This is a genomic window from Pseudomonas sp. AC136 (genome assembly GCF_979258585.1).
The window spans coordinates 1,530,123-1,556,376 of the sequence record NZ_OZ409865.1 but is presented as its reverse complement, the minus strand read 5'-3'; the positions used below and the strand labels follow the sequence as shown (position 1 = coordinate 1,556,376).

General features: G+C 61.5%; 26 protein-coding genes. 15 read left to right on the top strand and 11 right to left on the bottom strand.

The window, feature by feature from the left end:
• Positions 1-22 precede the first annotated feature (22 nt).
• Both ACZZZU_RS06900 and ACZZZU_RS06895 read right to left on the bottom strand, forming a co-directional pair.
• Complete coding sequence (locus tag ACZZZU_RS06900; protein WP_463550182.1) at positions 23-529, bottom strand: ankyrin repeat domain-containing protein; 507 nt, start codon at positions 527-529, stop codon at positions 23-25.
• A 102-nt stretch (positions 530-631) separates the two neighbouring features.
• On the bottom strand, positions 632-1,195 hold the full coding sequence (locus ACZZZU_RS06895) for a TetR/AcrR family transcriptional regulator (RefSeq protein ID WP_463550181.1): 564 nt from the start codon (positions 1,193-1,195) through the stop codon (positions 632-634).
• 145 nt (positions 1,196-1,340) lie between these two features.
• On the opposite strand from ACZZZU_RS06895, the gene ACZZZU_RS06890 reads away from it, so the two are divergent.
• Positions 1,341-1,994, top strand: a complete 654-nt coding sequence (locus ACZZZU_RS06890) for a glutathione S-transferase (protein WP_463550180.1) — start codon at positions 1,341-1,343, stop codon at positions 1,992-1,994.
• A 1-nt stretch (position 1,995) separates the two neighbouring features.
• Here ACZZZU_RS06890 and ACZZZU_RS06885 read toward each other — a convergent pair whose 3' ends face one another.
• Both ACZZZU_RS06885 and ACZZZU_RS06880 read right to left on the bottom strand, forming a co-directional pair.
• Positions 1,996-3,144: a glycerate kinase gene (locus ACZZZU_RS06885; RefSeq protein ID WP_463550179.1), complete on the bottom strand. Its 1,149-nt coding sequence runs from the start codon at positions 3,142-3,144 to the stop codon at positions 1,996-1,998.
• Between the two features lie 108 nt (positions 3,145-3,252).
• Positions 3,253-4,347, bottom strand: a complete 1,095-nt coding sequence (locus ACZZZU_RS06880) for a sugar diacid recognition domain-containing protein (protein ID WP_463550178.1) — start codon at positions 4,345-4,347, stop codon at positions 3,253-3,255.
• Between the two features lie 272 nt (positions 4,348-4,619).
• Here ACZZZU_RS06880 and ACZZZU_RS06875 point away from each other — a divergent pair, with 272 nt between their 5' ends.
• The 3 genes from ACZZZU_RS06875 (at position 4,620) to ACZZZU_RS06865 (ending at position 7,124) form a co-directional block, all read left to right on the top strand.
• The gene (locus ACZZZU_RS06875; RefSeq protein WP_463383384.1) at positions 4,620-5,942 is read left to right on the top strand and encodes an MFS transporter; all 1,323 of its coding nucleotides are present in this window, start codon (positions 4,620-4,622) and stop codon (positions 5,940-5,942) included.
• Between the two features lie 142 nt (positions 5,943-6,084).
• Entirely contained in the window at positions 6,085-6,552 is a 468-nt protein-coding gene (locus ACZZZU_RS06870) for a helix-turn-helix domain-containing protein (RefSeq protein WP_463550177.1), read from the top strand.
• Positions 6,549-7,124, top strand: a complete 576-nt coding sequence (locus ACZZZU_RS06865; protein ID WP_463550176.1) for a PIN domain-containing protein — start codon at positions 6,549-6,551, stop codon at positions 7,122-7,124. The genes ACZZZU_RS06870 and ACZZZU_RS06865 overlap by 4 nt, the downstream gene beginning before the upstream one ends.
• Positions 7,125-7,136: 12 nt before the next feature.
• On the opposite strand, the gene ACZZZU_RS06860 is transcribed toward ACZZZU_RS06865, so the two are convergent.
• A complete protein-coding gene (locus tag ACZZZU_RS06860; protein WP_463552115.1) occupies positions 7,137-7,442 on the bottom strand; it encodes a cupin domain-containing protein in 306 nt (101 codons plus the stop codon).
• A gap of 252 nt (positions 7,443-7,694) precedes the next feature.
• Between ACZZZU_RS06860 and ACZZZU_RS06855 the strand changes: the two genes are divergently transcribed.
• From ACZZZU_RS06855 to ACZZZU_RS06845, 3 genes are all read left to right on the top strand, one after another.
• Positions 7,695-8,012, top strand: a complete 318-nt coding sequence (locus ACZZZU_RS06855) for a DUF7693 family protein (RefSeq protein WP_463550175.1) — start codon at positions 7,695-7,697, stop codon at positions 8,010-8,012.
• A 133-nt stretch (positions 8,013-8,145) separates the two neighbouring features.
• Positions 8,146-9,018, top strand: coding sequence for a glycosyltransferase (locus ACZZZU_RS06850; protein WP_463550174.1), 873 nt, complete (start codon positions 8,146-8,148; stop codon positions 9,016-9,018).
• A gap of 133 nt (positions 9,019-9,151) precedes the next feature.
• Positions 9,152-9,448 (top strand): hypothetical protein, encoded by a 297-nt coding sequence (locus ACZZZU_RS06845; RefSeq protein ID WP_463550173.1) that lies wholly within the window; start codon positions 9,152-9,154, stop codon positions 9,446-9,448.
• A gap of 15 nt (positions 9,449-9,463) precedes the next feature.
• Here the strand turns inward: ACZZZU_RS06845 and ACZZZU_RS06840 are convergent, their stop codons facing one another.
• Positions 9,464-9,766, bottom strand: a complete 303-nt coding sequence (locus ACZZZU_RS06840; RefSeq protein ID WP_463550172.1) for a DUF2061 domain-containing protein — start codon at positions 9,764-9,766, stop codon at positions 9,464-9,466.
• A complete protein-coding gene (locus ACZZZU_RS06835; protein ID WP_463550171.1) occupies positions 9,763-10,272 on the bottom strand; it encodes a ferritin-like domain-containing protein in 510 nt (169 codons plus the stop codon). The genes ACZZZU_RS06840 and ACZZZU_RS06835 overlap by 4 nt, the downstream gene beginning before the upstream one ends.
• 278 nt (positions 10,273-10,550) lie before the next feature.
• Here ACZZZU_RS06835 and ACZZZU_RS06830 point away from each other — a divergent pair, with 278 nt between their 5' ends.
• The 5 genes from ACZZZU_RS06830 to ACZZZU_RS06810 all read left to right on the top strand — a co-directional run bounded on the left by ACZZZU_RS06830 (position 10,551) and on the right by ACZZZU_RS06810 (position 17,036).
• Positions 10,551-11,435: a manganese catalase family protein gene (locus ACZZZU_RS06830; RefSeq protein WP_122493739.1), complete on the top strand. Its 885-nt coding sequence runs from the start codon at positions 10,551-10,553 to the stop codon at positions 11,433-11,435.
• A gap of 233 nt (positions 11,436-11,668) precedes the next feature.
• Positions 11,669-12,856, top strand: a complete 1,188-nt coding sequence (locus ACZZZU_RS06825; protein ID WP_463383377.1) for a glycosyltransferase family 1 protein — start codon at positions 11,669-11,671, stop codon at positions 12,854-12,856.
• Complete coding sequence (glf, locus tag ACZZZU_RS06820) at positions 12,844-14,076, top strand: UDP-galactopyranose mutase (protein ID WP_463550170.1); 1,233 nt, start codon at positions 12,844-12,846, stop codon at positions 14,074-14,076. The genes ACZZZU_RS06825 and glf overlap by 13 nt, the downstream gene beginning before the upstream one ends.
• Positions 14,077-14,085: 9 nt before the next feature.
• Positions 14,086-15,228: a beta-glucosidase gene (locus ACZZZU_RS06815; RefSeq protein ID WP_463550169.1), complete on the top strand. Its 1,143-nt coding sequence runs from the start codon at positions 14,086-14,088 to the stop codon at positions 15,226-15,228.
• On the top strand, positions 15,225-17,036 hold the full coding sequence (locus tag ACZZZU_RS06810; protein WP_463550168.1) for an ABC transporter ATP-binding protein: 1,812 nt from the start codon (positions 15,225-15,227) through the stop codon (positions 17,034-17,036). The genes ACZZZU_RS06815 and ACZZZU_RS06810 overlap by 4 nt, the downstream gene beginning before the upstream one ends.
• Before the next feature lie 10 nt (positions 17,037-17,046).
• On the opposite strand, the gene ACZZZU_RS06805 is transcribed toward ACZZZU_RS06810, so the two are convergent.
• Both ACZZZU_RS06805 and ACZZZU_RS06800 read right to left on the bottom strand, forming a co-directional pair.
• The gene (locus ACZZZU_RS06805; protein WP_463550167.1) at positions 17,047-18,318 is read right to left on the bottom strand and encodes a cytochrome P450; all 1,272 of its coding nucleotides are present in this window, start codon (positions 18,316-18,318) and stop codon (positions 17,047-17,049) included.
• 95 nt (positions 18,319-18,413) lie between these two features.
• Positions 18,414-18,596, bottom strand: a complete 183-nt coding sequence (locus ACZZZU_RS06800; protein WP_122493733.1) for a con-10 family general stress protein — start codon at positions 18,594-18,596, stop codon at positions 18,414-18,416.
• A gap of 283 nt (positions 18,597-18,879) precedes the next feature.
• Between ACZZZU_RS06800 and ACZZZU_RS06795 the strand changes: the two genes are divergently transcribed.
• The 3 genes from ACZZZU_RS06795 to ACZZZU_RS06785 are packed head-to-tail and all read left to right on the top strand — an operon-like array spanning position 18,880 to position 22,882.
• Positions 18,880-19,119, top strand: a complete 240-nt coding sequence (locus tag ACZZZU_RS06795) for a hypothetical protein (RefSeq protein ID WP_122493732.1) — start codon at positions 18,880-18,882, stop codon at positions 19,117-19,119.
• Positions 19,120-19,155: 36 nt separating this feature from the next.
• A complete protein-coding gene (gene ligD / locus ACZZZU_RS06790) occupies positions 19,156-21,780 on the top strand; it encodes a DNA ligase D (RefSeq protein ID WP_463550166.1) in 2,625 nt (874 codons plus the stop codon).
• A 13-nt stretch (positions 21,781-21,793) separates the two neighbouring features.
• Positions 21,794-22,882 (top strand): M20/M25/M40 family metallo-hydrolase, encoded by a 1,089-nt coding sequence (locus ACZZZU_RS06785; protein ID WP_463550165.1) that lies wholly within the window; start codon positions 21,794-21,796, stop codon positions 22,880-22,882.
• A gap of 8 nt (positions 22,883-22,890) precedes the next feature.
• Here ACZZZU_RS06785 and ACZZZU_RS06780 read toward each other — a convergent pair whose 3' ends face one another.
• Together ACZZZU_RS06780 and ACZZZU_RS06775 are read right to left on the bottom strand one after the other, a co-directional pair.
• On the bottom strand, positions 22,891-24,387 hold the full coding sequence (locus ACZZZU_RS06780; RefSeq protein WP_463550164.1) for a hypothetical protein: 1,497 nt from the start codon (positions 24,385-24,387) through the stop codon (positions 22,891-22,893).
• A gap of 810 nt (positions 24,388-25,197) precedes the next feature.
• Positions 25,198-26,151 (bottom strand): LysR family transcriptional regulator, encoded by a 954-nt coding sequence (locus ACZZZU_RS06775; RefSeq protein ID WP_463550163.1) that lies wholly within the window; start codon positions 26,149-26,151, stop codon positions 25,198-25,200.
• Positions 26,152-26,254: the final 103 nt, after the last annotated feature.

Below are 26,254 nucleotides of genomic sequence, written 5' to 3'. Positions count from 1 at the left end.
ATTCAAGGCTGGCGCGCAGGCTTTACCCGCGCTGCAAACGCTCCAGTGCCAATGGCGCGTTCATTCGTTGTGCCAGATCCAGCGCGCTCAACCCGCCTTGTTCGCGGGCGTCGCGGTTCGCGCCATGGGCGAGCAACACATCAATGGCTGCGGTTTGGTTAAACATCGCCGCCATCATCAGCGCGGTTTTGCCGTCCGGCGTCGCACCTTCGACATCGGCCCCGCTTGCCAACAACAACTCCAGCATCGTCACATTGCCTTTGAATACGGCGCCGGCCAGCGGGGTTTGACCATTGTTGTTGCGCAGGTCCGGGTCGGCGCCGCGTTCCAGCAGCATGGCCACCGTCTGCACGTGGCCGTGGTAGCTGGCGAGCATTACCAGGCTGTCGCCTTTGTGGTTGCGCAGGTCTGGCGGCAAACCTTGGCTGAGCAGCGCTTGCAAATCCTCGGTGGCACCGGCGCGGGCCGCATCGAATACGCGCTCGGCAAAGGCCAGGGTTTCGTCATCGAGCGAGGCGGCGTCGGTCATGGTGTGGCTCCGTGCAGAAGTAGGAATGCGCGAAGCATAGAGGTCGTGCCGCAGCGAAGCTTATTGAGAAAGTTGATAGCGGCGATGGCTTTGCCCACGCCCTTACGCCGGCAGCAAGCCGGCCTGTTGATAGCCGGCTACCAATTCATCGTACAACGCGATGTCGGCGCGGCTTCTGGCCACCAGCTGCGCACCGGCAATGGCCGCGTAAATCGACCGAGCGCGCTGGTCGCTGTGTTCGGCACTGACCACCTCGGCCGCCGTCAGCGTTTTGCTCAGCCAGGCGATATTCACGTCGGCAAAGGTCTGCACCTGGGCTTTGACCTGCTCTGGCAAGTCGTCGTATTCGGCCGCCATGTAACTGCACATGCACAGGCGATTTTCGTTCTCAAGCGAGCGGCGAAAAATGCTCGGGTACTGGCGCAGGCTTTCCAGTGGGTCGCCCGTTTGCTCGAGCAAGTCTTCGAGCACGGCGACGGTGTCTTGCCAGTACCGCTCGGCCACAGCCGCGCCCAAATCGGCTTTGGTGGGGAAGTGGTAGTGAATGCTCGCGCTCTTGATGCCGACGGTGGCGGCCAAATCGCGGAAGTTCAGCCCGCTATAGCCATGGGCCTGCGCGGCTAGTCTGGCGGCGTCGAGAATGGCTTCCCGGGCGTTTGCGCTCACGGCGTTTCCCCTCGGTAAATAGGTGATGGTCGATGCGAAATGGTAGCGGGATCCTCTTTACCTGCCAACTGATAGATAGAGGTTGACGGCCTGAAATTTCGAGTTTAAGGTTTGCCTACCAACTGATAGGTAAGGAGATCGCAGCATGACCGCTTTGAAAATTTACGACTGGCCCACCGGCCCTTATCCGGCGCGCGTTCGCATTGCTCTGGCAGAGAAAAACCTGCAAGCGCAGGTGCGCTTTGAGTCGGTGGATTTGTGGAAAGGCATGCACAAAAAGCCCGAGTTCCTGACCAAAAACTTTTCCGGCACGTTGCCAGTATTGGAGCTTGAAGACGGCACGTTGATCGCCGAATGCACCGCCATCACCCAATACCTCGATGCGCTCGACGGCACGCCAAGCCTGACAGGCCGCACGCCTAAGGAAATGGGTGTGATCCATATGATGAGCAAGCGCGCCGAATTGGAGCTGCTCGACGCCATCAGCGTGTATTTCCACCACGCCACTCCCGGCCTCGGGCCTGACGTGGAGCTTTATCAGAACCAAGAATGGGGCTTGCGTCAGCGCGACAAAGCACTTCGCGGTATGCGCTATTTCGACCAGGTGCTGCGTCGCCAACCGTTTGTGGCCGGCGACCAGTTCACCATGGCCGACATCACGGTCATTGGCGGGTTGATATTTGCCGGCCTGGTCGAGCTGGAAATCCCGCAAGAGCTGGATGCCCTTCGCGGCTGGTGGGCGCGGATGCAGGAGCGGCCCAGCGTTCGGGACCGCGTGAGCATGTCCGAGCCCGCGTAACCTAACGGCTCGCCTGCGCGGCCCTGATGCGCCAGAGGCGAGCAATATCCCGAGCGCGCTCGCGCAATAGCGTGGGCGCTTGCTTGCAGGCTTCTTCCAAGGTCATCGGCCCGTTGGCGAGCGAGAACGCGGCATCGATGCCAGCCTCGTACACCTCGGCGTAGCCGTCTCCCAACGTGCCTGCGACGACAATAACTGGCACGTCGAATTGCTTGGCCACCCGCGCTACGCCAAGTGGCGTCTTGCCGCGCAAGGTCTGGGCGTCGAACCGACCCTCACCGGTGACCACCAGATCGGCGCCGTGCATTTTTTCCGCGAGCCCCGTCAGCTCCGCCACCACTTCCACGCCCGGCCGGAACGTGGCGTTAAGAAAAGCCTTGGCGGCGAACCCAATGCCACCGGCCGCACCGGCACCCGGCTCGTCACGCCGATCAGTTCCCAAGGCCACCGCTGCACAATCGGCAAAGTGGGCGAGGGCGGCATCCAGTTGCTCGATCTGCTCGGCGCTGGCGCCTTTCTGTTTGCCAAAGGTGAACGAGGCACCGTGGGGGCCGCATAGCGGATTGTCGACGTCAGCAGCCACTTCCACCTGCACCTGGGCCAGACGCGGGTCGAGCCCTTTTATTTCGACACTATTGAGCACCGATAGCGGCAAGCCGCCGGGCCCGATCGAATGGCCGCCGGCGTCCAGCAGCTTCACGCCCAAGGCCTGCAACATGCCGGCGCCGCCGTCGTTGGTCGCGCTGCCGCCAATGGTCAGAATGATTTTCTGCGCGCCGGCATCCAGCGCGGCGAGTACCAATTCACCGGTGCCACGGGTGGAGCTGAAGCGCGCATCCCGCAGCTGCACCGGCACCAACTGCAAGCCGCTGGCTTCGGCCATCTCGATAATCGCGGTGCGTGATTGCGCCAGCCAACCCCAACGGGCGTTCACCTGCTGTCCCAGCGGGCCGCTTACCCGCGTGGTGCGCGCCTCGCCCTGCAGCGCGGTGAGAATGGCCTCTACCGTGCCTTCGCCACCGTCTGCCATTGGGCATTGCACCAGCTCGGCTTCGGGCCACACGTCCTGGAACCCGCGCGCTAACGCCGAGGCGGCATGGGCGGCGCTCAGGCTGTCTTTGAACGAGTCGGGGGCGATGACAATTTTCATAACGGGCTCCGGCAGGTGAGGGCGTCCATGCTGGCACGCTTTATCGGCGCCGCGCTTTGGCCGGTGCTACAAGGCAGCGCGACGTGGTTTGTGCAGGCACACAAAAACTCAGCCGCTGCTGGGCATGAGTTGCACGGCCAAGTACAGCTCCACCAGGTCGTCCAGGCGGGTGAGGTCTTTGCCCGTCAGCTCGGTGATGCGCTCCATGCGATAACGCAGGCTGTTGCGATGAATGCCCAGCGCGTCGGCACACGCCTGCGGCTGACCGTTGTGTTCGCACCAACTGCGCAGCGTGCGCAAGAGCTGGCCGTTGCCATCGCGGGCGACGATGTTGTGCAACGGCACCAACAGTTCGCTCAGGGTGTCTTCGGTGCGGTGGGTCCAGAGCAAGGTCGGCAGGCGGCAACGGGTCAGCGACAGCAACTGGCGATACGGTTTCACCGCCTGCCCGTACGCCAGCAGTTCGGCGATGCGGTGGCAGCAGCGGCGCAAGGCGTGCACGTCGCTGCACGGCATGCCCGAGGCCATGCGTTGCAGTGTCCAGCCCTGGTTTTTCAAGCGGTCGGCAAACCGTGAGGGTTCGATGGCGACCGGGCAGCACCACAGCACCGTGTGGGGCGCCGGTGCGCTGCACCAACTGTCGGCGTACTGGCTGCGCAGCCAATCGGCGAGGTCGGCCGAGCTTTGGCCGTCGGCAATTTCGATCAGGTGTGGCGTGCGGCTCAGGTGCGGCTTGAGCCCAAGCTGGTGGGCTTCGTCAATCAACCGTTGCGAGCCGCCGGTTTCGCCCAACATGACGGCCAGTAGGTCATCACAGCGGGTTTTACGCCATTGCTGTTCGGCCTGAATGCGGCTTTGGTCGACCAGCATTTCGGCGGTCATGCGCACCAGTTCGGCATAAGTGCGCAGCGCCTGCGGGTCGCCGGAAATGCCCAGCACGCCGATCAATTGCTCGTCGTGCATCAGGGGCAAATTGATGCCTGGCTGCACGCCCTTGAGCGTGCGCGCGGCTTGTTCGTCCAGCTCGACGATCCGGTGGTTGGCGAGCACCAATTGCGCGCCTTCGTGGCGGGTATTGATGCGGTTCGGCTCGCCGCTGGCCAGAATCAATCCTTGGCTGTCCATCACGTTGACGTTGTAAGGAAGAATGGCCATCGCCCGGTCCACGATGTTTTGCGCCAATTGATGTGTGAGTTCGAACATGGCCCTGGCCCTGAAAAAGCAGTTGGGCAACCATACAACAACTGCTCGGGTCGAATTGTTCCAAGTGCCAAAGGCGGCAAGGTGGTGCAGCACGCGTGCGTAGATGAGCCGGCAAACTCACCGCGCTTTTGTGCGAGCACACAGAAAATTGTCGGCAAATGGGTGCAAAACCCCAAAGCCCGGTTACGTCCAAATCACTAAGCTCGAGACGCGCTTAGCACTGGCGTCCAGCAGACCTTGGATACAACAACAAAGCACAGAGGAATGATCCCATGCCTACCCCCTCGATTCGCGATGTGGGCGACGTTGAAGGCGATCACGTCTACCGTCGCGTCACGCTGCACCTGATTCCTTTCCTGTTTATTTGCTACCTGTTCAACTACCTCGACCGCGTCAACGTGGGCTTTGCCAAGTTGCAAATGCTTGACGCCTTGAGCTTCAGCGAAACCGTGTACGGGTTTGGCGCCGGCATCTTCTTTATCGGGTATGTGCTCTGCGGTTTGCCCAGCAACCTGGCGCTGAGCCGCTTTGGGCCACGGCGCTGGATTGGTCTGATGATGATCACCTGGGGCGTGTTCTCTACCTGCCTGCTGTTTGTCACCACGCCCATTGAGTTCTACGTGCTGCGTTTTCTGACCGGCATGGCGGAAGCGGGCTTTTTCCCTGGCATCGTGCTGTACCTCTCGCGCTGGTACCCGAACCAGCGCCGTGGGCGAATCATGGCGTTGTTTATGTCGGCGATCCCGGTGTCGGGTCTACTCGGCGGGCCGTTCTCTGGCTGGATTCTCAATCACTTCGCCGCCGGCCAGGGCGGTTTGGCGGGTTGGCAGTGGATGTTCCTGATTCAAGGCGTGCCCACCGTATTGCTCGGCGCCTTGGCGTTTGTGCTGCTGTGCGACAACGCCGAAAGCGCGCGCTGGCTGTCGCCTGAACAACGCGCCCGCGTGGCGGCAGACATCGCATTCGACGACCGCAGCCGTCCTGTGCAAGCCAATGTGTCGGCGCTGTCGGTGCTGACCATGCCCTTCGTGTGGGTGCTTGGCTTTGTCTACTTCTGCATCCAAAGCGGCGTGTACGCGATCAACTTCTGGCTGCCCTCAATCATCAAAACCCTGGGCTTCAGCGATGCACTGGTGATCGGCTGGATCAGCGCGTTGCCGTACCTGATGGCGGGCATTTTCATGCTGCTAGTCGGCCGCTCGGCAGACCTGCGCAACGAGCGGCGCTGGCATTTGGTTATACCGATGTGGATGGGCGCCATCGGCCTGGTGATCGCCGCCAACTTCGCTGCGGTGCCGGTCATCGCCATCCTGGGCCTGACCATCGCCACCATGGGCGCGCTGACCGGGCTGCCGATGTTCTGGCCGCTGCCCACGGCGTTCCTGAGCGCCAGCGTGGCGGTGGCAGCGTTAGCGCTGATCAACTCGATTGGCCAGATGGCGGGCTTTCTCAGCCCGTATATCGTCGGCTGGATCAAAGACCAGACCGGCTCCACCGATGCGGCGCTCTACAGCCTGGCGGCGTTGACGGTGGTGGGCAGCGTGGTTGCCTTGCGTGTTAGTCGGCCTGCCAGAGCGGCGGCTGCAACGGCGTAATCGGTTAAAAGCGAGGCGAGCGATGCAATGTCGCTCGCCGAGTCAGATGGCCCAATCCGCGCTCGTTTCGTTTATTGCGCTTTTCGTTTGTTTCGAATAATCTGCCTCCGTGTTGTATTTGTTGCGATTCGGAGGCTTTCCCATGACCCACGCTGATGTACAAACCCCGTTGCCCCCGGCCGAGCGCGAAGTGGCGGCAGCCGTGCAGGGGCAGCGCACGCTCGCTGCGTATCTTGAAACCGGGGTCGACACCCAGCGCATCGATATTTTCGACAAAGACGACGTCGCCCACACGGTGGAACTGCCCACCTCGGCGCTGCGTTTGCTGGTCGATATTCTCGGTGAGCTGGCGTTGGGCAATGCGGTAAAAGTGGTGCCCATCCACGCCGAGCTAACCACCCAGGAAGCGGCTGACATGCTCAACGTGTCGCGCCCGCACTTGGTCAAGATGCTGGAGAATGGCGAACTCAAGTTCACCAAAACCGGACGTCATCGCCGGGTGTTGTTTGCCGATCTCATGGCTTACAAAACCAAGCGTGACCAACTCAGTGCCGCCGCAATGGATGCGTTGGCCCAACAGGCGCAGGAGCTGCGTATGGGATATGAATGAGATGCTCACCGTTTACCGCAGTGTTTGACGCCAACGTGCTGTACCCAGCTGCATTAAGGGACCTGCTGATGTGGCTGGGATTGTCCGGTTTGTTTCGGGCGCGCTGGACCGAGCAGATTCATGAAGAATGGAAGCGCAATCTATTGAAAGACCGTTCGGATATCTCACCTGAACAAGTAAACCGAACCTCGCAATTAATGGACGCCGCCATTCCCGATGCGGTGGTGCGTGGTTATCAACGCTTATGTGCGGGTCTGCAACTACCCGACCCCGACGACCGCCACGTGCTGGCAGCCGCCATCCGTTGCAAGGCCGACGTGGTGGTGACCTTCAACCTGAAGGATTTCCCCGCCCATGCGCTCGCCGCCTATGACATCGAAGCTGTGCACCCGGACGAATTTATTGCTGACCTCGCCGACCTTGATCAAGCGGCCGTGCTCGGTGCTGCGCAACAGCATTTTCGCTCCCTGAAAAACCCACCGTTCACGGTACAGGCCTATTTCGACTTACTGCTGCGCCAGGGCCTCACCCAAACGGTCAATCGCCTGGTGCGCTTCCAGATGCTCTTCTAGCGGCACTGCCCGTTAGGCAAACACAAAATACTTACGCACGGTTTCCACCACTTCCCACGTGCCCTTCATGCCCGGTTCCACCACAAAAATGTCGCCAGCTTTGAGGTGAATCGGCGCCATGCCGTCGGGCGTGATCACGCAATAGCCTTCCTGGAAGTGGCAGTACTCCCATTTCACGTACTCCACACGCCATTTGCCCGGTGTGCAGATCCACGTGCCCATGATTTTGCTGCCGTCATCGGAGGTGTATGCGTTGAGGTTCACCGTATGCGGGTCGCCCTCGATGCGCTCCCACTTGCAGGCATCCACAACGGGCATCGGTTGGGTTTCGCGCAATACGGTAATCGGTGGGTTGGCCACGGTCAGCTCCAGCGGTAGGGAAGAAGACACCACCCTAGAGCGCAACGCGCCACAGGTATTGTCTGAGCAAGACATGCAGGTGTCTGTTCGCGCTGTAGCCGGGCCGCTGGTTGCCAAAGCGTCGCCCAGAAATAATCAAAGCAGGGGACTGCTCTGTGCCGCCAATAAATGCTAAATGGTGCGCCTGTCTTTCTGTCAGGTTAAAACCGGATGCCCACACTGCCGCCGCTGAGTGCCCGCGAGGTGTACCAATTGCTAAAAGACGTGGCCCTCGGCGTGCGGTCTATCAGTCGTTGCGGCGGGCCGGCTTGGCGTGAGTTGGAATTCGGCGCGTTCACTGTGAACGTGGAAAGCTGGCAGCTCACCGTTTTCAACGAAAGCGGCGATTTGGACCATTGCGTAGGCTGCACCGCACCCGATGGCCGAACCGTCAACGAAGACACCTGGGCCCGTTACGGCACCGACCCGATTCATCTGTTGAGCCGTTGGGAACGCGAACAACTGGAGCGCCAGCTGCGCCAGTGTTAAAGCGAACGGCGACGCTACCGTCGGGCGGAACCGGCTCACGACCGTCACAGAGCAGCCTCTATATTGAGAAGGCTGCATCAAGTTTTTCACGCAACATTCCGGCACGCACAGCCGGTAAGCAAGGAGCATGGGAATGACCGAAACCATTCGGGTATTTGTGGGTTGCGATCCAAACGACTGCGACCTCGAGCAAATGATGGTGCTGGATTACAGCATCCGTAAGCACTGCTCGCAGCCGGTGGATATCCATTGGATGCAGCTGTCGCGCGACCCGCAGAGCTTTTGGTTTTCAGACCCGCAAGCGCAGCAGGGCTGGCGCACCGAAGCCTGGACCACGCCATTTTCCGGGTTCCGTTGGGGCATTCCGGCTTTTTGCGATTACCAAGGCAAAGCCATTTACATGGACACCGACGTCATCGTGCTCTGCGACCTGGCGGAAATCTGGAACACGCCATTCGAGCCCGGCAAAGTCGTCATGGCCAAAGGGGGCGAGCAGTCGTGGCGCTTCTGTGTATCGATGTGGGATTGCGCCGCCGCGCGCGATCATTTGCCGGCTATCGACGAGCTACGCAGCAAGCCGGAAATCCACCAGCAGCTGAAAAAGTACTACAAGAAAAACCCGCAAGTGATTCAGCCGTTCGACACGCAGTACAACAACATCGACGGCGAAAACTCGCCCATCGAACAGATCAAGATTCTTCACTACTCGGACATGGGCACGCAGTTTTCCCATGCACTGTCTTTCGAACGGTTGCAGCGCGAAGGCGGCACGCATTGGTTCGACGGAACCGTGATGCCGCACCCACGCCCGGACTTGCAGGTGCTGTTTGATCGCTACTACCAGCAGGCGCTGGAGGCCGGTTACAGCCTCGACACCTACCGCATGGCCAAGGTGTTCGGGCCATTCCCCAAGTACTCGCAAAAAACCTATACCGGCAACAAAGTCACGCGGCCCAAACATTGGTGGCAGCGCCTGGGATTGTTCAAAGCCTTGTCGCGCTCGTAATCAGGGTGGGCTTCGCAGTGAAGCCAGCCCAACGGTTCTACGCCAAACCTCGACCGGTGCCGTTTGCTAAACAGCGCGTCTGCTAAATTCAGATGCGCGCCCGTCGTGCGGCGCGGTGATGAGGGAAATGCCAATGTTCGGGTTCATCGGCGAGTTGCTTGAAGGGATTCTGAGTTTTCTGGCGGATGTGTTTCTGCTACGAAAACACCGCGATATTAACGGCCGCCCTCGCAACAGCTGGAAGAAAGACGCCACCGACGTGGCTCACCTCGAAGGCTGGATCGCGCCGCTGCTCACAGTGCTCGGCGTCGCCGCATTCTTCTTCCTGTTTTCCTTCATCGGGCTCAGCTTCACGCTGAGCTTTTTTATTGCCGTGGTTCCTGTTGCCTTTTACGGCGCGTATCGGCTGGTGCGTCTGATGAATGCGTGAGCGGCGAGGGCGTGATTAGCGCTGATGCTCACGCCCTTGACCGCCCAACAAACCACTCAAATTTCCATGCCCGTGACCGCGCTCGCGGTCCGCTTTGGCGCCTCGGCGCAGCCACAAGCGCTCGTGAAAATAGAACGCTACGGTGTTGCAGGCCGGCTCGATCAGGGCGATCAGCCCACCGGTCAACACGCTTCCGGTTAATAGGTACGCCACTGTGAACGCGATGCTGAAATGCAGCACCGCGAACGACAGGGTTTTTGCCAGCGGCGCTTGAGTGTCGCGCGGTGCGCAACAGCCGTGCTGGAAAATGGATTTCATCGTTTGGCGTCCAGCCCTGGCGCTTCGGAGCGATCCAGGAACGCTTGCGTCAACTCATCCAAATGCTCTCTGAGCCAATCGGCCATGGCGATTTCCTGCGGCAGAATTTTCTCGCAGGCCTGCTGCACTTCCTTCGCACCGGCCGCTTTGGCGGCGGCGATGAGCACGGTGTACGTGGCAATTTCCAGGTTCTCGAATACATAGCCGGACATTGCGCCCTTGATCACCTCATCGCTCATGGCCATGCCGCCCACCGCTTGCCCGAACGCCATCAACTTGCCGCCGATGTCCTTGAGCGTCGACGCTTCGCCGCCCAGGCTTTTCAGCGCCTGTTCCAACAGCTGTTTTTGGCCTCGGGTTTCTTCGATGTGTTTTTCGATGCGTGTGCGCAGTTTCGGGTAATTCTCCAAGCGCGACGCTTGCGCGGTCAGCATCTGTTCGGCTTGTTGTTCCATGGCGTGTGCGTCGCGCAGCCAGTCCAAAAGATTTTCCAGTTTTGTCGCCATTTTCCACTCTCCTGAAGTGATCCGGTTTAGGTCAGTCCTTACTTGGGAGCGTGGCATTTTCGCGTCGGTTCAAATTCTTTATGCAGTCTCGTAAAAACGCTGAACAAGCGAAGCGGCGGGGCTTTGCGGGGTTTTACAAGCGAGCCGTACAACGAAAAAAACTGCCTGAACCTTCTTCGCGCCACTCCCCTCATTTACGTCATGGGCAATGAAAACGTCCCATGCCAAGGAGCAATGGAAATGGACTGAACACGTTAACCGTGAGAGGAAAAAACACCATGTTCGTACACAACAAGCGGCTGCAATATACGGTGCGCGTCGGTGCACCGAATCCAGGTTTGGCCAACCTGCTGCTGGAACAATTTGGGGGGCCGCAAGGCGAGCTGGCAGCCGCAATGCGTTACTTCACACAAGGCTTGGCCGAGGACGATGCAGGGCGCAAAGACTTGCTGCTGGACATCGCCACCGAAGAGCTCAGCCACCTCGAAATCATCGGTTCCATCGTCGGCATGCTCAACAAAGGCGCCAAGGGCGATCTGGCCGAAGGCATCGAACAGGAAGCCGAGTTGTACCGCTCGCTAACCGGCGGCGGCAACGACTCCCATATCACCTCGCTGCTGTACGGCGGTGGCCCGGCGCTGACCAACTCGGCCGGCGTGCCGTGGACCGCTGCCTACATCGACACCATTGGCGAGCCCACCGCGGATTTCCGTTCTAACATCGCTGCCGAAGCGCGGGCGAAGATCGTTTACGAACGGCTGATCAACGTCACCGATGACCCTGGCATCAAAGATGCGCTGGGCTTTCTGATGACGCGCGAACTGGCGCACCAGAAGTCATTCGAAAAAGCCCTGCACAGCATTCAGCCCAACTTCCCGCAAGGGAAACTGCCGGGCGTGCCGGAGTACGTCAGCGTTTACTACAACCTGTCGCAAGGCGAAGGCGACCAGCGCGGTTCGTGGAACCAGGGCGATGAGTGGGAATTCGTCGAGTCGCCGGCACCGGCCGTTGATGGCGGCGATGGCATGGCCACGGTGGATCTGCCTACCAAGCAGCTCACCACGGTTGAGCAGATGGCGGTGCGCACGGCATCAGACCCATCGGCCGACCCGCTCACCGGTGCCGATCTGGGCATGGGCGCGGCCTACAAAAAAGACAGTTGAGTGTGTCGAGGCCCACGGTTGACGTGGGCCTTTTTTTTGCGCGCTGCATGGCTGACGACGCCTGCAATTCGCGCGTGCCAACGCCAAACCAAACGGGCGACGGATGGCGTGTTCGATCGGTTGAACTCCCTCGAACATCGGTCAATCCATTTTTCGAATGGCCATTTTTTAAGCGAAACGGCGGTGCCAGAGCGTTGCGCACACGCATGGACCGCGGCACGGAGATGGAAATTATGAGCTGGGCAGGACCCTCACAGCAGCCAATTGGCAAATCGCATCACCCGCATATCGCGACCGAACCGGTCGTGGTTTTCGACCCACTCATACCCACGCTGTTGTGCCTTTCGCACCTGCGCTGGAGCTTCGTCTACCAGCGTCCCCAGCACCTGATGTCGCGGTTCGCCCGCGAGTACAACGTGCTGTTTTTTGAAGAGCCGGTACCCACCGATGAAGTCTCGCCGTGGCTCGAAGTGCGGCCAGACGAGGAGGGCGTGCAAGTGCTGGTGCCACGCCTGCCGGCCGGGCTCGACGAGCAGCGCACCCACACCGCGCTGCGTTATCTGCTCGACGACTACCTCGGCAAGCTGGGTGTCGAAGACCTGCTGGTCTGGTACTACACGCCGATGAGCCTGAGCTTTGCCGACCACCTCAACGCCAACGTGGTGGTCTACGACTGCATGGACGAGCTCTCGGCGTTTCGTGGTGCGCCGCCCGAACTGGTCGTGCGCGAACAGCAATTGCTCGAACGTGCGGACGTGGTATTCACCGGCGGCTTCAGCATCTGGAAAGCCAAACACACCTTGCACCCGAACGTGCATGCCTTTCCCAGCAGCGTCGATGTGGCGCATTTCGCCGCCGCGCGCAAATTCCAGAACAACCCGCCAGACCAGGCCGGCCTGGGCGCGCCACGCCTCGGTTTCTACGGCGTGATCGACGAGCGTTTCGATATCGACCTGCTCGACCAAATCGCCGCGCTGCGCCCCGAATGGCAGTTCGTGATGATCGGCCCCGTGGTGAAAATCGACCCGGCAACGCTGCCCAAGCGCGACAACATTCACTATCTGGGCGGCAAAACCTACGACGAGCTGCCGGGCTATCTCGCCGGCTGGAACGTCGCCCTGATGCCGTTCGCTATGAACGAATCCACGCGTTTTATCAGCCCGACCAAAACCCCTGAGTACCTGGCCGGCGGCTGCCCCGTGGTGTCCACGCCGATTGCCGATGTAGTTAGCGGTTACGGCGACAGCGGCGTGGTGCTGATCGCCGCCACGGCCGAGGAGTTTGTCGCGGCCTGTGAGAAGGCGCTGGAAATGGGCGCCGACCGCGAGAATTTTCTAACCGATGCCGACCGTGTGCTCGGCGACATGTCTTGGGATCACACCCAGGCGACCATGCAGGAGATGATCAAATGCCTTCGTTGATTCCCGAGAGCTTTCTGGCCCTACCCAGCAATGATGACGCCACCGAGCCGCGCCGCCATGGTTTCGATTACCTGATTGTCGGCGCTGGTTTTGCCGGCAGCGTGCTCGCCGAACGCCTGGCCGCCGGCTTGGGCAAACGCGTGCTGGTGGTGGACCGCCGCCCGCACATCGGCGGGAACGCCTACGACCATTACGACGAGGCGGGCGTGCTGGTGCACCGCTACGGGCCGCATATTTTCCACACCAACTCGCAGCGCATCGTCGACTACCTGTCGCGCTTCACCCAATGGCGCCCCTACGAGCACCGTGTGCTGGCGGCGGTGGACGGCAAACAGGTGCCCATTCCGATCAACCGCACCACGCTGAATGCCCTGTATGGCCTGAGCCTGGAAACCGATGAACAGGCGGCGGAGTACCTGGCCGGCCGCGCCGAGCGTGTCGAAGACATTCGCACCAGCGAAGACGTGGTGATCAACCAGATCGGTCGCGAGCTGTACGAAAAATTCTTCCGTGGCTACACCCGCAAGCAGTGGGGCCTGGACCCCTCGCAGCTGGATAAATCGGTGACCGCCCGCATTCCCACGCGTACCAACACCGACGACCGCTACTTCGGCGACACCTTCCAGCAAATGCCGCTGCACGGTTACACCCGCATGTTCGAGCGCATGCTTAACCACCCAAACATCAAAGTCATGCTCAACACCGACTACCGCGAAGTGCGTGACGAGGTGGAATACGACCACCTGATTTTTTGCGGCCCCATCGACGAATACTTCGACTTCCGCTTTGGCAAGCTGCCGTATCGGTCGCTGACCTTCGAACATAAAACCCTCGATCAGGAATGCTTTCAGGCGGTGGGCACGGTTAACTACCCGGCCGAAGATGTGCTGTACACGCGCATCAGCGAATACAAACACCTGACCGGCCAGCAGCACGCGAAAACCAGCATCACCTACGAATACCCGTCCGCCGACGGCGATCCTTACTACCCTATCCCATGTCAGAAAAACACCGAGCTGTACAAGCGCTACCAACGCTTGGCGGCCGAGACACCGGGCGTGACCTTTGTGGGGCGGCTCGGCACCTACAAGTACTACAACATGGATCAAGTGGTGGGCCAGGCATTGGCGTTGTATCAGCGGATCGAGGAAGCCCATCGCGAGGCGGCCGCCCGGGCGCGCGTCGAGCAGAGCGAACCGCTGGCCCAGCAGGTGCGATGAGGACGGACGATGCATGTACCTTCGCTGTTCAGCAGTTTTTTCCTCGGGGGTTTTGAATGCTCCACCCACCGGCGCCAGGACGGGCGCCGGCTCGACCTGTTGCACGGCACCGGCCACGACCGCTGGGCGGCCAACGACTTCGCCGCGCTGCAACCCCACGGCATTCGCAGCGTGCGCGATGGGTTGCGCTGGCACCTTATCGAAACCACCCCGGGGCAGTACGACTGGTCGAGTTTTCTGCCGCAGCTGAAGGCCGCGAACGAGGCGGGCGTGCAGGTGATCTGGGATCTGTGCCACTACGGTTGGCCCGATGACATCGACATCTGGCGCCCGCAGTTTGTCGAGCGTTTCGCTCGGTTTGCGGCAGCGGCCGCACGGCTGATCCGCGAACACAGCGACGCGATACCGTTTTATTCACCGCTCAACGAAATGTCGTTCTGGTCGTGGGCTGGCGGCGAAGTGGCGTACTTCGCACCGTTGGGTCAGGGCCGTGGCGATGAGCTGAAGCATCAGCTGGTGCGTGCCAGCATCGCCGCCATCGACGCCATTCGTGAAGTGGAACCCCGAGCGCGCTTCGTGCAAGTCGACCCGATTATTCACGTGGTGCCCCGTGGCAGCAGCGCCGCCGAGCAGGAAGACGCCGAGCGCTATCGACTCTCGCAGTTCCAGGCCTGGGACATGCTGGCCGGAAAACAGTGGCCCGGGCTCGGCGGCAAACCCGAGTACCTGGACATCGTCGGCGTGAATTTCTACAACAACAACCAGTGGTTCGCCGGCGGCGGCACCCTGTGGCGTGGCGAACCGTTGTACCGCCCGTTCAGCGGGATGCTGGCCGAGGTGTACCAGCGTTATCGACGGCCTTTACTGGTGGCCGAAACCGGCGCCGAATGCGACTTGCGCGCCGACTGGCTGCGCTACGTGTGTGAGCAGGTGCGCCTGGCCATGCAACGCGGCATTCCCATGGAGGGCATCTGTTTGTATCCCGTACTCGACTACCCCGGTTGGACCGATGACCGCCACTGCGAAGTGGGCTTGTTCGGTTTTGCCAACGAGCAGGGCGAGCGCCCGTTGTGTCAGGCGCTGGCCGATGAGCTGCACTTTCAACAGGCCCAGTTCGCTGCTTTGCAGCGCCAGTTAGTGGAGCACGCATGAGCAGCCGTCCCGCAGCCGACGAGGTGCCGTTACCGGGACGCCCGGTCGCCTTTCTCGCCCACTACGTGCGTCGCCGCCCTTGGCATTTCGGCGGCATGTTTTTATTGATCGTGGGCGCCGGCAGCTGCGCGGTGGCGGTGCAATACGGCATGAAATTGCTGGTGGATGCCATGGCCACCAGCGACCGCCAGCACGCCGATGTGTGGTTTCCGCTGAGCGTGTTTATTGGCCTGATCGTTGTCGAAAACGTGTTCTGGCGCCTCGGCGGCTGGCTGGGTTGTCGCACGGTGGTGGCCAGTTGCGTGGACCTGCGCGTCGACCTGTTCCGCCACCTCACCGGCCACCCCATGCGCTATTTCGCGCAGCACTACGCGGGCGCGCTGGGCAATCGCATATCGGCCACCGGCCAGGCAGCGGGCGCCATCTATGGTGGGCTGGCCTGGAAGATCATGCCGCCGTGTGTCGACTTCGCGGGCGCCGTGCTGGTGCTGTTCACCGTGCATTGGCAAATGGCCTGGGCGCTGATCGGGTTTGTCGCGGTAGTGGGCGTATTGATCGTTTCGTTCGGCATTCGTGGCCGCAGCAAACATCAACGCTTTGCTGCTCAGGCGGCGCGGGTCGGCGGTGAGTTGGTCGACGTCGTGTCCAACGTCTGGACCATCAAAGCCTTCTCCGCCCGCGACCGAGAAGCACAGCGCCTGGCCGAAGAAATCGGCCTGGAAGCCCGGGCCCAGCGCCGCAGCTGGATGTATCTGGAAAAGGCCCGGGTGATCCACGATATCTGCTTGTCGTTGATGGCCGGCGGCATGTTGATCTGGGCGATCAAACTGTGGCTGGCCGGCACCGTGACGGCGGGCGATGTGGTGATGGTCAGCGCCCTTACATTCCGCATTTTGCACGGCTCCCGTGACCTGGCCCTGGCGTTGGTCGACACCACGCAGCAGCTCGGCGCCATCGATGACACCTTGCGCATCATCGTGCAGCCCCACGAACTCGACGATCCCGAACCACAACTGGCGCTGTCGCGCGGCGATATCGAATTCCGTCAGGTCACTTTCAGCTACCCCGACGGGCGTAAGGTTTTCGACGGCTTCGACCTGCATATTCCGGTGGGCCAGAAAGTCGGCATTGTCGGCCCCTCGGGCGCGGGCAAGTCGACGCTTATCAGCCTGATTCAACGCCTCGACGATGTGCAGGGCGGAAGCGTGATGATCGACGGCCAAGACATCAGCGAAGTCAGCCAGGACAGCCTGCGCGCGCGCATGGCCGTGGTGCCGCAAGAAACCGCGCTGTTCAACCGCAGCATCCGCGACAACATCCGCTACGGGCGGCCCGAGGCCACCGATGAAGAAGTCATCGACGCCGCGCGTCACGCCTTTTGCGATGCGTTTATCCGCGAGTTGCCGCAGGGCTACGACACCCCCGTGGGCGAGCGCGGCGTGATGCTTTCCGGTGGTCAGCGCCAGCGTCTGGGCATCGCGCGCGCCTTTGTTAAAAACGCGCCGATCCTGATTCTGGATGAAGCCACCTCGGCGCTGGACACCCATTCCGAAGCGGAAATTCAAGCCGCGCTGGCCAACCTGATGCAAGGCCGCACCGTGCTGGCGGTGGCGCATCGGCTGTCGACGCTGGCTAACTTCGACCGCGTGGTGGTGCTGGAAAAAGGGCGCATCGTTGAAGACGGCCCGCCCGAACACCTGCGCTTGCTCGGCGGTACGTTTGCCGCGTTGTGGAGCATCCAGGCGGCCGGTTTTAAAGAGGGGCACGATCCGGCCGGCGTGGCCGAACCGGACGTCGCCAAGCGCTGAGCCAGCCACGCTACACCGCTACCTCGTGGGCCCTGTGATACGGCTCGCTGAGCGCCACATCAGTGAGCACGAACGGCCGGCCAAAGGCCATCGGAAAACGATCGCGACGCGGCGTCTCTTTCAGCACCGGTGCGTGATAGCTGAGGCGCGTGGCGAAGGCCCGAACGACGGTTTCCATCACGGCCACCGTGAGCCACTCGCCGGCACAGCGGTGGCCGGTGGGGGCATCGCCGCCGCCTTGGGAAATGAGCGTGAAGGGGTCCAGGTGCACATTGTTAAAGCGCTCCGGGTCAAACATCTCCGGTTGCTTCCAGCTGTCGGTGTTGCGGTTGCTGCCATACAGATCGAGCATCACCCGTGCGCCTTTAACGAAGTGCAGGCCGTTCCAGACGAAGTCGCGGGTCACCCGCGCGGCCACGAACGGAAAGAACGCATACAGGCGCCGTACTTCTTGAACGAAACCGTGAAGCGCTTGCTGGTCGTGGGCCACGCGCGGCAGCCACTGCGGATGCCGCGCCAGTTCCACCAGGGCGTACAGAATGAAATAACTCACCGCCACCACGGGCCGCAGCAAATTGAGTAATTCAACGGCGGCAATTCGCGCGGGGACGTGTTTTTCACCGGGCTCCTGGAAGCGGGCGATCACATCGAACGGACTGCCTTTGGAGGCCACCGAGGCATCGTCCCGTTGCCGGCGAATCAACCCGGTGGCCCAATGCTCGGCGGTCCTGCGGGCCAGCCCAGCCTGAAAATGTTTAACGCCTTTGCTGCCTGCGCCGGCAATCAACGTCACCAACTGGTGTTGATGCCCGGCATGTATTTCCCGCTCCGGCAATCCGGCCCAGCGCGCCACTGCTTCGTAGAGCACGGTCTGCATGGCGGGCAGTACGTCCACGCTGCCGTCCTGTGCCCACTGGCGCATCGCGCCACTTAACTGACGATCGATTTCGCTCGCCAGCCGCTCGCCTTCAGCGCCCGTCAGCAAACCGAGAAACACGTGCTTGCGCGCCCGATGCCGGGGCCCGTCCAGGCCCTGAAGCGCGCCTTTGCCGAACAAGGTGCGCACCAGTGCACGCGGCGCGGCGTTGGTGCGGCACAGGTGTGGGCTTTGATAAAACAAAGTGGCCGCCTCGCGGCCTTGCAGGCAATAGGTGCGCTGCAACATCAGCCGGCATTCAAAGACCGGCGAGTTGAGTTGACGGCAGCCATTGCTGACAAATTCGTAACCGTCGCGCAGCAGGGCGAGGGTGCTTTCAAGCTGCTTTAACCGGGGCATGTTCATTGGCATCACCGTGGCCAGCAATCAACAAATCCTACAAAAACGTCCAACAAAAAAGGGCCTGGAATCCAGGCCCCCTTTCTCACACGGCGATAGCCTTAGCTACGTCCACCGCCGTGGCTGTTTTGGCCGCCTTTTTTGCCAGCCTCGGAGGCTTTCTGGCGGTCGTTGGCAAAGTTGCCGCCGCTGTTATGGCCGCCTTTTTTGCCCGCTTCGGATGCCTTCTCGCGGTCGTTGGCGAAGTTACCTGGGTTGCTGTTGCCGGTGCTTTTAGTGGTCATTTTCATCACTCCTAATTTAGCAGTCGAGGTGTGCGAAGCCGTTTGGCCCCCACATGAATTCTGTCCGCCGCCGTTTACGAAGGTTCAGGCTTTTTTGAAAAATAAGTCATTGATAAATAACAGATATTATTTCGATTTCAGCTCAATATCAGCGGCGTTTGGCGAAGCTAAAACGATATCAAGACGCCGTGTGCAACTGCGCTGGCCGTATGAAAACGGCTGAACTAAAGCGGCGCGCGTTGCGTCTGCACCCTTAACAGCGACCGATAAAAGGACACCCGCCATGAGCGACAACCGAGGCCACGCACCGGCTGATAAAACCGCCAACCCGATCAATTCGCCGCAAGCGCAAACCAACCAAACACTGCCCGACGACGAAGCGGTTTTGGAGCAGCCAAACCCGAAAACCGAAGACGTCGACAAGGTCATCACGCCGACCTCGATCAAGAACAAAGAACGCGACGCCGAGCAGCTCGAAGAGAAAAACCGCGAGGTTGAACGCGAGCTGAACAAGCGCCCCTGACACCGGCGGCGCCCCTGCATAAACGGACATTGTTCTATGGCCAAGGCACTCGACGAATACAACCGCAAGCGGGACTTCGACGCCACACCAGAACCCAGCGGCGCTAAGCGCTCCGGCGCGAAGAAAAGCGCCGAGCATGCGCTGCAGTTCTGCATCCAAAAGCACGACGCCACGCGCCTGCATTACGACTTCCGCCTGGAGCTGCAAGGAACGCTGAAAAGCTGGGCGGTGCCCAAAGGTCCGAGCCTGGACCCGAAGGTCAAGCGTCTGGCTGTGCATGTCGAAGACCACCCGCTGGACTACGCCACCTTCGAGGGCAACATTCCCGAAGGGCACTACGGCGCCGGTGATGTGATCGTCTGGGACCGTGGCATCTGGAAGCCGGTCGGCGACCCAGTGGCCGGGTACGAAAAAGGCCGGCTCAAGTTTGAGCTTGAAGGCGAAAAACTCAGCGGCCAGTGGAACCTGGTGCGCACCCATATGCAGGGCGCGAAGGAACAGTGGTTTCTGATCAAACATCAGGACGAAGCCGCCAAGCCCGAAGCCGACTACGACATCGTCGAAGCCCAACCCGACAGCGTGCTTAGCGACCGCACCATCGTGCCGAAAAAGCGCGGCGCCAGGGGCAAGGCGGCTGAGCCGAAACCGGTGGCCAGCGAGCCGGCCAAGCCCAAGCGCGCGGCGTCCAAAAAAAGCGCCACCCTCAGCGGCGCCGTGAAAGCGGCGATGCCCGCAACCATCAAGCCGGAACTCGCGACGCTGGTGGAAACCCCGCCGGGCGGCGAGTGGCGCTACGAAATCAAATTCGACGGCTACCGCATCCTCGCCCGCGTGCAAGACGGCGATGTGCGCCTGTACACCCGCAGTGGTCACGACTGGACTGCAAAAATGCCACGCCAGGCCGAGGCCGTGGCCAGTCTGGGCCTGGAATCAGCCTGGCTGGATGGCGAAATTATCGTCGCCAACGAACACGGCAACCCGGATTTCCAAGCGCTGCAAAACGCCTTCGAGAGCGGCGCCAGCGGCGCCATCGTCTACTACCTGTTCGACCTCATGTACCTCAATGGCATGGACTTGCGCGACGTGCCGGTGGAACAGCGCCGCGCCGCCCTGGAGCAAGTGCTCGAACGCAGCGAAGACGAAGTGGTGCGCTTTTCCGCCGACTTCGAAGAATCCCCCGAAGCCATGCTCAACAGCGCGTGCCAAATGCAGCTGGAAGGGCTGATCGGTAAGCGCGTGGGCAGTCGCTACGTCAGCCGGCGCAGCGATGACTGGATCAAGCTCAAATGCAAACACCGGCAAGAATTCGTCATCGTCGGCTTCACCGAGCCCAAAGGCAGCCGCAGCGCTTTTGGCGCGTTGCTGCTCGGCCTGCATGACAAAGACAGCGGCGAGCTGCGCTACGCCGGCAAGGTTGGCACCGGCTTCAACGAGCGCACCCTGGCCACCGTGCATGCGCAACTCACACCCTTGGAAGTGAAAAAGCCGGCGTTCGCCAACCCGCCAACCGGCTCCGAGTTTCGCGGTGTGCACTGGCTGAAACCGTCGCTGCTGGCCGAGGTGGCGTATGCCGAAATGACCCGCGACGGCTCGGTGCGCCATGCGGTATTCCATGGCCTGCGCAACGACAAACCGGCTGAACAGATCACCGAAGAAACCCCAAAAGCGCCGCCCGCCAAAGGCAAAAGCAAAGGCGCCGCTAAAGCCGAGCCAGAAGCCAAGGCTGCGGCCACACCCAAAGCGCAAGCCAAGCCAAAAGCCAAGCTGGCCGTGACCAAGGGCAACGAGCAGATCCGCATCACCCACCCCGAGCGCGTCATCGACGCCAGCAGCGGCTCGACCAAAATGCAACTGGTCGAGTACTACGCCAGCGTCGCCGAGTGGATTCTGCCGCACCTACAGCATCGCCCCGTGGCGCTGGTGCGCGCGCCGGAAGGCATCGCCGGTGAGTTGTTCTTCCAGAAAAACGCCGAAAAGTTGGCGATTCCGGGCATTGAATCCATGGGCAAGGAATTCGCCGGCCAGCCGGTGATGATGATCAACAACCCTGAGGCGCTGATTGGTGCCGTGCAAATGAGCACCATCGAACTGCACACCTGGAACGCCACCTCGGCCGACTTCCAGCACCCCGACCGCTTTGTGCTCGACCTTGACCCGGACCCGGCGCTGCCCTGGAAAGCCATGGTCGAAGCCACGCAGCTGACCCAGGCCTTGCTCGATGAACTGGGCTTGAAATCATTCCTGAAAACCAGCGGAGGCAAAGGTATTCACCTGGTGGTACCGCTCAAGCCGAAAGACAGCTGGGAGGCGGTGAAAAACTTTAGCCAGCGCATCGTGCAGCACATGGCGCACCTGATGCCGGACCGTTTCTCAGCGGTGTCGGGGCCGAAGAATCGCATCGGTAAAATCTTCATCGACTACCTGCGTAACAGCCAGGGCGCCACCACCATTGGCGCCTATGCGGTGCGCACCCGTGAAGGCTTGCCGGTGTCGGTGCCCATTTACCGCGATGAAATCTTCGAGCTGAAAAGCGCCAACCAATGGACCATCCATAACCTGCACGAACGCCTCGGCGAGCTGGGCGACGATCCGTGGGAAGGCTACGACAAGGTCAAACAAACCATTACCGCGCAGATGCGCAAGCGTCTGGGCATGAAGTAACAAGGACTGTCGCATGACTGACCGCACCCACGATTCGCTCCAGCGCGAGCAGCACTTGCTCACCCGCTTGCTTGCCGCGCGCGGCCCCGGCGGCCAGGAAGACGAAGTGCGCGCCATCTGCCTGGAAGAACTGCAACGCCACTGCGACGACGTGTGGGTCGACTCGGCTGGTAACGTGCTCGGCGTGATTGGCGCAGCCGCCTGCGCCGGCGCTGCCCCTGAACATGGCGTGAGCGTGATGGCGCACATGGATGAAATCGCCATGGTGGTCAAACGTGTGGAGCCCGACGGCACTTTGCGCGTGATCGCCTTGGGCGGCGCCAACCCGGTGAACTTCGGCATGTGCCCGGTGGAAATCATGGCCGACGAGGGCTTGCTGCCGGGCGTGTTGTCGTTTGGCTCGATGCACGAAACCAGCGGCTCGTTGCAAGGCAAAGACGTGCAAAGCGGCGCGGTGAAATGGGCCGATGTGCACGTGATCACCCGCCAATCGCCGCAAGCCTTGAAGCGCCTGGGCGTGCGGCCCGGCGTGCGCGTGGTGCTGAGCAAACAGTGGCGCAGCCCCTGGCGGGTAAACGACGCCCTGGCCGCGCACTTCATGGACGACCGCGCCCCCGTGGCGGCCGTGCTGCAAGCGGCGCAAGCGCTGGCCGAGCGCCGGGGCGAGCTCACCCGCCCGGTGTACTTCGTGTTCACCACCCTGGAAGAAGAAAGCAACGCGGGCGCCGCCTATGCCGCCGCCACCTTGCCGTGCGACGTGGCGATTGCCATTGAAGTCGGCCCGGTGGTGGACGAATACGGCACCGAGCTGAGCGTAAATCCGATCATCAACACGGGCGATCAGAAGGGCTACTACACCCGCGCCGTCGCCACCGAACTGGCCCACGCCGCCGAGCGTTGTGGCTACACACCGCAGTTCGCCTTGCTGGTGGATTTCGCCTCCGACGCCAGCGCCGTGATGGCCCAGGGCACGGTAGCGCAAGCCGGTTGCCTGGCCATTCCCACCGAAAATACCCATGGCTACGAGATGGTTCTCGACGGCGCGATCACCGCGTGCGCCGATACTCTGGTGGCCTACCTAACCGCGCCCGCCGCTTCGTAAGCCCAGGCTTATTCGAAGCTCAGCACTTCGGCACCCTTGGCCTGGAGCATGTCGGCGAAGGCCGGCAGCCTGGCCACAAAATCGGTCTCAAAGGCCAGGTAGCGGTCCTGCGCGGGCACATAGCGAACCTCGGGTTTTACACGCGGTATGTCCAGGCTGGTCAGCTTCACCACCTCGTCGCTGCGTTGATTCCACCACCACGCCAAGGTGTGGGTGCCGAACGTGTTGGAGCGGTATGTCCACAACCACCAATCGCCATGCCCCCGGCAAACCTGTAACTGCCCCTGGAACGTGCGCAGCGTGATGCTGTGCTTGGGCTGGGTGACGAGCATCCGCGTTTCCTGCTGCACCTCGGTGCCAAAGCCATCGAGCAACGCCTTTCTCGTGGCGCCGCTCAGCACATTGAAACGCCAGGCCTGCAATACCGTTTCCTGGTAACCGTCGTGCTCAGTGTTCTGCCGATGGCTTTCGCTGAACAGCAGCACCTCGTCATCACCCAGGTAAGCGCTGGCGGCACGCAGCTGATAGGCGGAGCAGGGCAGGGGTTGGCCTTGGCTAACCTGTTGCGTCTGCCGGTTCCAAACCCAGCAACCCGAACCGTTGTGCTGCATAAACAACAGGCGGCCCAGGCCGAACGACAGCAGGGTCAGCTCGTCCTCAAACTCGAAAATAACCTCGCTGCTATTGGGCGTAATGCGCCACACGCGGGTCAGCGGGCTGGGCTCATACAGGCGCTGGCGTTCGAAGATTTCACCGTCCACCACCAGGCCCGGTATTTCAAACCCCGGCCATTGCTCGCCGGCCGGGCCGAACGGCTGAATATCATCGCCACGGCGCAGCTCATACACATAGCGATCATCGTGGCTGTAATCGCCAGACACAGCGCGGCGCTTCCACAGGCTGTGTTCGGCGCTGGCCTCCAGCAGCCGCAAGTCCGCGCCGTCGATGTCGTCGCTGCGGTTTTCCAGCATGTCCTGCTCAGTGGGCGGCCATTGGTTGTAATCGATCAGAAAGCACAGCCACTGGCCTTCGTCTTCCTCAGTGATGGCGGCGTAGCCGTTGCTGAACTGCGACTCGTCGAAATACGTCGGCCCTGGGTACTCGTGGACCTCGTGCAACCACTTGAGCTTGCTGCGTTTGGCTTTAGTTTTTTTCGTGGCGGGCGCGGGCGGCTCAATCAGGCACGGCGTAAGTTCTAAATCGCCGGGATGGTTTTCCCAGTGCTCGGCAAACGCCTGGCGCAGTGCAGTGGGCACGATCACTGGGCGGTAATCGTCGGCACCGGCGTCCAGGTTCCACAGGTCATACCCCTGCGCCGCTAACAAAGGCGCCAACGCATCCAGGCAGCGCTCCGGCATTTCATTGCAGAACTCATCGAGCAGGCCTTCCAAGGAAGAGCCGGCGAACAGCGGCAGGTCCGGGTAGTAATGCTGGAACAACGCCAGCAACTCCCCGCCCGGGAGTTTCCAATCGATATGAATCAGCGGCTCGAAAGAGGCATGCATGGCGTCGGCGTTCCGTGTGACGGTGTGGGCGGTATCTTAGAACGCGGCGGTTGTAGAGCGCTTGTAGCGGTCGCAAATAATGGAACGCGGTAGCCGAACAGTCCCCTCGCCCGCTAGCGGGAGAGGGTGCCCGAAGGGCGGGAGAGGGGCTTTTGGCGGCGAATGCAAACCCTCACCCCCAGCCCCTCTCCCGCAAACGGGCAGAGGGGAGCAAAGCCGATCGCGGTGGCTGAACAATCCCCTCGCCCGCTTGCGGGAGAGGGTGCCCGAAGGGCGGGTGAGGGGCTTTTGGCGGCGAACGCAAACCCTCACCCCCAGCCCCTCTCCCGCAAACGGGCAGAGGGGAGCCAAGCGGAACGCGGTGCCTGAACAATCCCCTCGCCCGCTAGGGGAGAGGGTGCCCGAAGGGCGGGAGCGGGGCCTTTTGCGGCGAATGCAAAACCCTCACCCCCAGCCCCTCTCCCGCAAACGGGCAGAGGGGAGCAAAGCCGATCGCGGTGGCTGAACAATCCCCTCGCCCGCTTGCGGGAGAGGGTGCCCGAAGGGCGGGTGAGGGGCCTTTGGGCTGCGAATGCAAAACCCGCTATTGTAGGAGCCACCTTGGTGGCGAACCCTGGAACAGGAATGCTCGATTTTCGTTTGCAGGGTTCGCTAGCAAGCTAGCTCCTACGGGGTGGTGTGCTGGTTTGGAATTTGGATTTTGCAGGGCCGGCGCATCGCGGCTAAAGCCGCTCCTACAGGTTGCTGTTGCTGTTGTGGGAGCGGCTTTAGCCGCGATTCCTGCAAACGCTGATCACCGCCACAAACGCTTCAAAACCCCGCCCCCTGCAACGCCTGCTTCACATGCTCAATAAAATGCCGCGTCGCCGACGAAATGCCTTTATGCGGCAACGTCAGCGCCCGCAGCGTCACCACGCCAACTGCTTCATTCGGGCACGCCAGTTCCAACCGCTGCGCGGCCAGTTCTGCCTGGCAAGTGTGCAGCGGCAAGTACGCCACGCCCAGTCCCGCACACGCGGCTTTAAGTGCGGTTTGCGCCGACTCCACTACCAGCGCCGGGTGGCTGATGCGGCGGGTGTCGTAGGCCAGTTGCCAGGGGTCGGGCAGGGCGGCGCTGCCGGTGGTGATCAGTTGCTGGTCGTTTACGGTGGCCAGTTTCTTCGGGTGGCCCAGTTGTTTGTTCAGGGCCGGGCTGGCGACGATGGCCATGTTCAATTGCGCCAGCTCGCGCGCCACCATCGAACTGCTGGTGGTGGACACAGCGCCGAGCGTCAGCGCCAGGTCGAGGCGTTTGGCGCCCAGGTCTATCGGGCCGTCTTCCACGCTCAGGGCGAATTGCACGTCGGGGTGGCGGCGCTGGAAGCTGGCCATTGTCAGCAACGCCCAGTCGGCCAAGGCGCTGGGCACGGCCAGTTTGAGCAAGCCGGCCGGCAGCGTGGCCGATTCCTGTGCGCTAAGCAGCACGGCGTCCAGGGCGGCGACCATGTCCAGCGCGTGGCGGTACACCTGCTCGCCAATGGTGGTCATGGTGCACAGGCGCGCGCTGCGGTTGAGGAGCTGCGCGTTGAGTTGACGTTCCAATTGCGCGATGCGCCGGCTCAAGCTCGATTTGCCCACCCCGGTCTGTTCGGCCGCAGCGGAAAAACCGCCCGCTTCGATCACGCACACGTACCAGTACAGGTCGCCCAGCAAATTGGCGTGGGTAACGGCCTTGGGTTGCTGCCTGAACAACGGTTGGTTGTCGGATTTCGCGAGCTTGGGCATGTTTCCCCCTGTGTTTGTTGCGCTATCGTAGCGGCCCCGCAAACCGCCCACCTTTGAATCCACGGGTGGGGCTTTTGAATGCGGGGACGCTGCCCAAATCAGG

Excerpts from the sequence above, each read along its gene's own strand:
- ACZZZU_RS06900 (WP_463550182.1), bottom strand. The coding sequence starts at position 529 with ATGACCGACGCCGCCTCGCTCGATGACGAAACCCTGGCCTTTGCCGAG.
- ACZZZU_RS06890 (WP_463550180.1), top strand. The coding sequence starts at position 1,341 with ATGACCGCTTTGAAAATTTACGACTGGCCCACCGGCCCTTATCCGGCG.
- ACZZZU_RS06885 (WP_463550179.1), bottom strand. The coding sequence starts at position 3,144 with ATGAAAATTGTCATCGCCCCCGACTCGTTCAAAGACAGCCTGAGCGCC.
- ACZZZU_RS06880 (WP_463550178.1), bottom strand. The coding sequence starts at position 4,347 with ATGTTCGAACTCACACATCAATTGGCGCAAAACATCGTGGACCGGGCG.
- ACZZZU_RS06875 (WP_463383384.1), top strand. The coding sequence starts at position 4,620 with ATGCCTACCCCCTCGATTCGCGATGTGGGCGACGTTGAAGGCGATCAC.
- ACZZZU_RS06870 (WP_463550177.1), top strand. The coding sequence starts at position 6,085 with ATGACCCACGCTGATGTACAAACCCCGTTGCCCCCGGCCGAGCGCGAA.
- ACZZZU_RS06865 (WP_463550176.1), top strand. The coding sequence starts at position 6,549 with ATGAGATGCTCACCGTTTACCGCAGTGTTTGACGCCAACGTGCTGTAC.
- ACZZZU_RS06860 (WP_463552115.1), bottom strand. The coding sequence starts at position 7,442 with ATGCCCGTTGTGGATGCCTGCAAGTGGGAGCGCATCGAGGGCGACCCG.
- ACZZZU_RS06855 (WP_463550175.1), top strand. The coding sequence starts at position 7,695 with ATGCCCACACTGCCGCCGCTGAGTGCCCGCGAGGTGTACCAATTGCTA.
- ACZZZU_RS06850 (WP_463550174.1), top strand. The coding sequence starts at position 8,146 with ATGACCGAAACCATTCGGGTATTTGTGGGTTGCGATCCAAACGACTGC.
- ACZZZU_RS06845 (WP_463550173.1), top strand. The coding sequence starts at position 9,152 with ATGTTCGGGTTCATCGGCGAGTTGCTTGAAGGGATTCTGAGTTTTCTG.
- ACZZZU_RS06840 (WP_463550172.1), bottom strand. The coding sequence starts at position 9,766 with ATGAAATCCATTTTCCAGCACGGCTGTTGCGCACCGCGCGACACTCAA.
- ACZZZU_RS06835 (WP_463550171.1), bottom strand. The coding sequence starts at position 10,272 with ATGGCGACAAAACTGGAAAATCTTTTGGACTGGCTGCGCGACGCACAC.
- ACZZZU_RS06830 (WP_122493739.1), top strand. The coding sequence starts at position 10,551 with ATGTTCGTACACAACAAGCGGCTGCAATATACGGTGCGCGTCGGTGCA.
- ACZZZU_RS06825 (WP_463383377.1), top strand. The coding sequence starts at position 11,669 with ATGAGCTGGGCAGGACCCTCACAGCAGCCAATTGGCAAATCGCATCAC.
- glf (WP_463550170.1), top strand. The coding sequence starts at position 12,844 with ATGCCTTCGTTGATTCCCGAGAGCTTTCTGGCCCTACCCAGCAATGAT.
- ACZZZU_RS06815 (WP_463550169.1), top strand. The coding sequence starts at position 14,086 with ATGCATGTACCTTCGCTGTTCAGCAGTTTTTTCCTCGGGGGTTTTGAA.
- ACZZZU_RS06810 (WP_463550168.1), top strand. The coding sequence starts at position 15,225 with ATGAGCAGCCGTCCCGCAGCCGACGAGGTGCCGTTACCGGGACGCCCG.
- ACZZZU_RS06805 (WP_463550167.1), bottom strand. The coding sequence starts at position 18,318 with ATGAACATGCCCCGGTTAAAGCAGCTTGAAAGCACCCTCGCCCTGCTG.
- ACZZZU_RS06800 (WP_122493733.1), bottom strand. The coding sequence starts at position 18,596 with ATGACCACTAAAAGCACCGGCAACAGCAACCCAGGTAACTTCGCCAAC.
- ACZZZU_RS06795 (WP_122493732.1), top strand. The coding sequence starts at position 18,880 with ATGAGCGACAACCGAGGCCACGCACCGGCTGATAAAACCGCCAACCCG.
- ligD (WP_463550166.1), top strand. The coding sequence starts at position 19,156 with ATGGCCAAGGCACTCGACGAATACAACCGCAAGCGGGACTTCGACGCC.
- ACZZZU_RS06785 (WP_463550165.1), top strand. The coding sequence starts at position 21,794 with ATGACTGACCGCACCCACGATTCGCTCCAGCGCGAGCAGCACTTGCTC.
- ACZZZU_RS06780 (WP_463550164.1), bottom strand. The coding sequence starts at position 24,387 with ATGCATGCCTCTTTCGAGCCGCTGATTCATATCGATTGGAAACTCCCG.
- ACZZZU_RS06775 (WP_463550163.1), bottom strand. The coding sequence starts at position 26,151 with ATGCCCAAGCTCGCGAAATCCGACAACCAACCGTTGTTCAGGCAGCAA.